Source organism: Marinitoga sp. 1197, assembly GCF_001021165.1.
Taxonomy (GTDB): Bacteria; Thermotogota; Thermotogae; order Petrotogales; family Petrotogaceae; genus Marinitoga.
In genome coordinates, this window is the sequence record NZ_AZAY01000008.1 from 68,053 (window position 1) to 74,695 (window position 6,643).

A 6,643-nucleotide genomic window follows, 5' to 3' on the forward strand; every position below is an offset into this window, starting at 1 on the left:
ACCGGAGGTGTTATTATGAAAATTACTATTAATAATAGAGAATATGATATGCCTGAGAATATTACTATACTTGAAGCAGTTAAAAAAGCTAATATAAAAATTCCAACATTATGTTACATAGAAAATATGGAACCATATGGTGGATGTAGATTGTGTGTAGTTGAAGTTGAAGGATCAAAGACACTTGTTCCGTCGTGCGCTGTTAATATAAGTGATGGTATGAAAATAAAAACTCATTCTAAAAAAGTAAGAAAAGTTAGAAAAACAATAATGCAATTAATAGTTGCTTCGCATGGGATAAGCTGTGAATTAAACTGTTTAACTTGTCCTCGTTCAACAACATGTGAGTTAAAAATTATAGCGGAAGAAATTGGAGTTACAAAAATAAATATTCCATCTGTAGAAAAAAAATTGCCATCTGATTTTTCAAGTTTTTCAATAGTTAGAGAACCTACAAAATGTATAGTTTGTGGAAGATGCATAAGAGCTTGTTCTAATATACAAGGAGTTAATATTTTCACATTTGCAAATAGAGGGCCTAATACAATAGTAACCACTTTCTTAGACGAGGGTATGGGGAATGTTGATTGTACGAATTGTGGTCAATGTGTTATGAATTGTCCTACAGGAGCTTTACATGAAGTATATCATATTGATGGTGTGTGGAAGGCTTTAAATGATCCTGATAAAATTACAGTAGTACAAACAGCACCTGCTGTAAGAGTAGCCATTGGAGAACCTTTCGGTATGGAACCTGGAACAATTTCTACAGGTAAAATGGTATCGGCATTAAGACTTCTTGGATTTGACAGGGTATTTGATACTAATTTTACAGCAGATTTAACTATAGTAGAAGAAGGAACAGAATTTATCCATAGGTTTAAAGAAGGTGGGAAATTGCCGTTATTTACATCGTGTAGTCCAGGATGGATCAAATTTATTGAACATAATTATCCAGAATATCTTCCTAATCTTTCAACTGCCAAATCACCACAACAAATGTTTGGTGCGGTTGCAAAACATTATTATGCAAAAAAATTAGGAGTACCAAAAGAGAAATTAGTAGTTGTTTCAATAATGCCATGTACAGCTAAAAAATATGAAATGAATAGGCCAGAGCTTGTAGGAGATGTTGATTTTGTGCTAACAACAAGAGAATTAGCAAAAATGATAAAAGAATCTGGAATTGATTTTAAAAATTTACCTGGGGAAGAATATGATAATCCATTTGGAATATCAACTGGAGCAGGTGCTATTTTTGGCTCATCAGGTGGAGTTATGGAAGCGGCTTTAAGAACAGCATATGAGATATTGACGGGAAAAGAATTGGAAAAATTAGATTTTGTTAGCGTGAGAGGTTTAACAAAGGTAAAAGAAGCTAAAGTTGAAATTAATGGGAAAACAATTAAAGTTGCGGTTGTAAATACCCTTGGAGCGGCAAGAAAATTACTTGAAAAAATAAAAAATGGTGAAGTTGAATATCATTTTGTTGAATTTATGGCTTGTCCTGGAGGCTGTATTGGTGGAGGAGGGCAACCAATACCAACAAACGAAGAGGTTTTATTAAAGAGAATGGAATCAATTTATGAAATTGACTATGATTCGAAATTGAGAAAATCACATGAAAATCCTGCAGTAAAAGAGCTATATAAAGAATTTCTCAAAGAACCAAATAGTGAAATTGCACATCATTATTTACATACACATTATATAGCACGAAATTAATACTATTTAATTCAAAAAACTCCGGAATTCTCCGGAGTTTTTTTGTTTTTTTCAAAAATATTTGAAAATCTTATTAAATCATATTTTAATACTATATTCACGTAAAAAATATGGACTTTTCATAAAGTGACTTTAAAAAGAATTTTTTTAGTTTAGATCAATTATATCAAAAGAATTAAAAGTCAAATCCATTATAAGCATTTTGTTAATAAGAGCATTTTTATAATCACCAAGTAATATTTTTATTGCTTCATTGACCTGTAAAGATGCGATTATTGATACTGAATATGGAACTACTAATTTTATTTCTTTTGAATCTTCAATATTTCCCAGTATTTCCCTTAACGATTTTGTTTTTCCTGGTATAATATCCGTTACCTGGCCAAAAAATCTTTCTACGCCTCCATGAATAAGGGGAATATTAATTTCATGTATTTTTTTATCTAAAATTTTTCGGCTTTCAAAATTATCAAAACAATCTATTGCAATATCTACAGAAGGCAATATAGTATTTTCTTCTATTTTTTCATCATGAATATGTATTTCAATATCAGGATTAATTTTTGTTAATTTTTCTTTTGCCACAAAAACTTTTTTCTTTCCCAAATCTTCAATATCGTATAATATTTGTCTATTAAGGTCTGGCATATCTAAAATACCAGAATCGAAAATATGTATTTCTCCAATACCTAATCTTGAAAGATTCATTAAAACATTGCTACCTAATCCACCGGCACCTGCTACCAAAACCTTTGAACTTCTGATTTTTTCAAAATTATTATACAAATTTTTATGTCTTGAATATCTTTCCATATTAACCACCACCTGTTATAGGAAAAGAGTTTCAAAATTATCTTCGCTTTGATTTTACCACATTTTCATAAATCTTTCAATAAAAAATAATAAAGCAATAACTTTTTTGATTAAAAAAGTTTTTTAAAAGAAATCTTTATTTATATTTTTAAAGTATATATGAATTTTTCTCCATTCCCATCATATATTTCAAATCTAATTTTTTCAATTGTTAAATTGTAATTTTCATTTTCATCTTTTTCAACTTCAAAGCCAAAATCTTCTTCATTTTTTATAACTAATATTTTAATTTTAGCATATTTCCCATTTTTAAAATCATATGTTTCTCCATCATCTTCAAAATATGTAAATTCAGCTTTATCGGTGACTAATCCTATTACAGTTAACTCCTTTATAGCTTTTTCATTCACATAATTAACCTTATCTTCATTTAATACGATTAATGAATTTTCTTTTATAAATATAGGAATTTCATTTAATTTTGCTTCTACATAATGTGTTCCAGGTTTAAAAACTTTCATTTTTCTTTCATCTAATTTAGATGCTTTCCAATATAACCATTTCTTTTCTGGCAAATAAACAAATCTACCTTTTGCATTTGGCTGTATTACAGGGGCAGCCATTAATGAATTTCCAACCATAAATTGATCCTCAATATCTTTTGATAATTCATCATTAAAAGCTAAGAATAATGGAGAAATAAATGGTTTTAAATTATCAATTGAATTAAAAAATTCAGAATATAAATAAGGAATTAAACCGTATCTTAATCTTATAATATTTTTTAATATTTCTTCGATTTTTCCATCAAATGCCCAGGGTTCTTGATTTCTTGTTCCCAATGCAGAATGATTTCTGTATAATGGGGAAAATATTCCCAATTGCATCCATCTTATAACAAGTTCTGGTGATGAATTGCTTCCAAATCCACCAATATCAGCACCAGTATAGAAAAATCCCGCCATATTAAGTGAAATGAGCATTCTTATATTCACAAGCATGTGTTCCCACCAGGACATATTATCTCCCATCCATATTGTTGCAATTCTATGATGTCCAGTATAACTACTTCTTGACAATAACAAATAGCGTTTATTTGGTATAAGTTTTTCAAATCCTTCAACTGTAGCCTTTGTCATATAATAACCATATAAATTATGCAATTCTTCATTTGAGTAGTTTCCCTGCGGTGTTTTGTGATAAAAGTTTTTATAATATTCTCTATTATTTGATAATTTATTTACTTCATCTTTTATCATAAAAAATTCTAATCCTATTTCTTTGTTTAGCATTTTATTGATCTTTTTAAGATAATTTTTCAATGATTTTGGAACGAAAAAGATTGAAGGTTCATTCATGTCATTCCAAAAACCAGTAATTCCAAGATCTGTAAATATTTTATATTTTTCTCCCCACCATTTTCTAACATCTGGATTTAAAAAATCCGGAAAATGTGTGTATCCTGGCCAAACCGTTGCAATAAAATAATTTCCGTTGATATCTTTACAAAAATATTCATTTTTAATCCCTTCTTCATAGATATCATAATCTTCTTCAACTTTCACACCAGGGTCTATTATTGGTATAAGCTTGAAACCGTTTGCATTCATTTCTTTAACAAAATTTGGGAAATTTGGGAATTTTTCCTCATCTATAGTGAATACTTTGTAATTTTTCATATAGTCTATATCCATATAGATAGCATCGCAAGGTATTTCTTTTTTTCTAAAGTTTTCTGCGACTTCCTTAATAGTTTCTGCATTTGGATAACTCCATCTACATTGTTGATAACCAAAGGCCCATTTTGGTGGAATATATGGTTTCCCTGTTAATCTTAAATATTCCTGTATTATTTCTAAATTATTATTTGAGTTAAATATGTATAAATCAAAATCTTTTGAATTTATTATTATTTCCATTAAATCAAATTTATTATAACCAATATCAAAAATTATTTCTGAAGGATAGTCAATAAAAAAACCGAATTTTTCATCTATAATAACAAATGGATGTGAGCCATATAATGATTCTTTTTCAGGGGTGTGTATAGGGTCATCAGTGGCGTATAATCTGTATAGCTTTCCTCTTTTATTTAATCCACCTAATGTTTGCCCTAAACCATAAATTCTGTCAGAATCTTCTAAATTAAGTTTTAAAATTGTTTGATTTTCATTTTCTTCTAATTCAAAAAAATCTAAATTGTTTGATTCTTCAAAATTCAAATTATTTTTTTCTACAATAGTAGCTTCTGTTTCAAAAGGATTTCCAAATCTGTATAATGTTGTGAAATTTAAAAGTTTTGCCTTTTTCATTTTATCCTCTCCTTTTGTTAGAAAAATACTTTTTCATTAAGATTTGCAAATAAAAAAAGGAACACCCTAATTCAATGCAAAAACATTGACTTGAAACAAAAAGCAAGAGAAAGGGTGCCCGATTCAATCTTATCACAAAAATGAATAGAAATCAATAATTTTATCTTGATAATTTTAATTATAAAAATGAATCAAATATATTTTTATATTAAAAGACTATCCAAAAAGTCAAATTCACTCAAACAGCTCGATTAATAATCCTTAAAATTATAAAATTTAAACAAATAGCCCACCGCAGGAGAGCGATAGCTCAGAAATTTTTTATAAAATCAAAATTATTTAAACCAATACCAGCGGTAGCGTGTAAGGACAATCTGCGAGTTTTCGCTTGCTTTACTAATTGGACATTGTAATATTATTACAAAGATGGGATAGAATAATTATGATATAATAAATATAGACATCAAATTACCCGCGGTAGCGTGTATATTTGCAAAGCAAATATTCAAATGTTTTTTATTTTAAAATATTAAATTTTAATTCTAAGCCCTACCGGAGGTATGTCATGTGGAGGTGAGCCATGAGAAAAAAAATACCATATGGAGAACAAAACTTTGAAAGAGTAATAATGCAGAATTATTATTACATAGATAGAACAAAATATATAGAAAAATTAGAATCATTAAATGAAAAAAATATTGTATTTTTAAGGCCAAGAAAATTTGGAAAAACATTGTTCTTAGATACACTTTCAAAGTATTATGATATCAATTATGCAGAGAAATTTGAAGAATTATTTAAAAACTTATACATAGGAAAAAATCCAACACCATTAAAAAACAGTTATTATATATTAAAAATGAATTTTTCTGGAATACAAACAGAAAATAAAGAAGTATTAATAAATAGTTTTAAAAATAACATTATAGTTTCGCTTGAAAATTTCAACAATAGATATAAAGTAAAATTAAAAATAGAAAAGGAATATACAGAACCAGCAGATATACTTAGAGCTTTTTTGAATAATGCAATAGATATATTGGATAAACCAATATATTTACTAATAGACGAATACGATCACTTTGCGAATGAACTATTGAGTTTTAACCTTGATTTATTCAAAGATAGCGTAACAAAACATGGATTTGTAAGAAAATTCTACGAAGAAATAAAAAAAGGAACAGAAACAATAATAGAAAGACTGTTTATGACAGGTGTGAGTCCAATAATGTTAGATTCATTAACCAGTGGATTTAACATAACAATGAGTATTACCACAAAACCAGAATTCAATGAAATGCTTGGATTCAAAGAAGAAGAAGTAAAAGAATTATTGGAATATTATGACATATATTCAGAAAAATTATTAAAAGAAATGCAGGAAAATTATAATGGATATAGATTCAATATAAAAGCCAAAAACAGGGTATATAACCCTGATATGGTATTTTATTTTATAATAGAATATCTAAGAGAAAAATTACCACCAGAAAAAATAATAGATGACAACATAATGAGTGATTACAAAAAAGTACAAAATCTATTTAGCTTAGGAGAATTGCTTGGAGTAAAAATAGACAAAAACAACAAAAAAGAACTAACAGAAAAAGAAAAACAAGAAGCAAAAGAAAGTCCGAAAAAAATAATAGGGAAATTACTAAATGAAATACTATTAACAGAAAGAACAACATTACCAGAACTCACAACAATGTTCAATCCAGGAAAAAGGATAGAAATAAAAGACATAAAATCATTATTATTCTATCTTGGATTCATGACATTTGAAAAAAAAG

General features: G+C 27.8%; 4 protein-coding genes. 2 read left to right on the forward strand and 2 right to left on the reverse strand.

The window, feature by feature from the left end:
• Window positions 1-15: 15 nt before the first annotated feature.
• Window positions 16-1,725, forward strand: coding sequence for an NADH-dependent [FeFe] hydrogenase, group A6 (locus X275_RS02450; RefSeq protein ID WP_047267366.1), 1,710 nt, complete (start codon window positions 16-18; stop codon window positions 1,723-1,725).
• 147 nt (window positions 1,726-1,872) lie between these two features.
• Here the strand turns inward: X275_RS02450 and X275_RS02455 are convergent, their stop codons facing one another.
• On the reverse strand, window positions 1,873-2,538 hold the full coding sequence (locus tag X275_RS02455) for a HesA/MoeB/ThiF family protein (RefSeq protein WP_052913547.1): 666 nt from the start codon (window positions 2,536-2,538) through the stop codon (window positions 1,873-1,875).
• A 140-nt stretch (window positions 2,539-2,678) separates the two neighbouring features.
• On the reverse strand, window positions 2,679-4,850 hold the full coding sequence (locus tag X275_RS02460) for a TIM-barrel domain-containing protein (protein ID WP_047267368.1): 2,172 nt from the start codon (window positions 4,848-4,850) through the stop codon (window positions 2,679-2,681).
• A 580-nt stretch (window positions 4,851-5,430) separates the two neighbouring features.
• Here X275_RS02460 and X275_RS02465 point away from each other — a divergent pair.
• Window positions 5,431-6,643 (forward strand): AAA family ATPase (locus X275_RS02465; protein WP_047267369.1); only part of this gene is annotated, 1,213 nt, incomplete at its 3' end.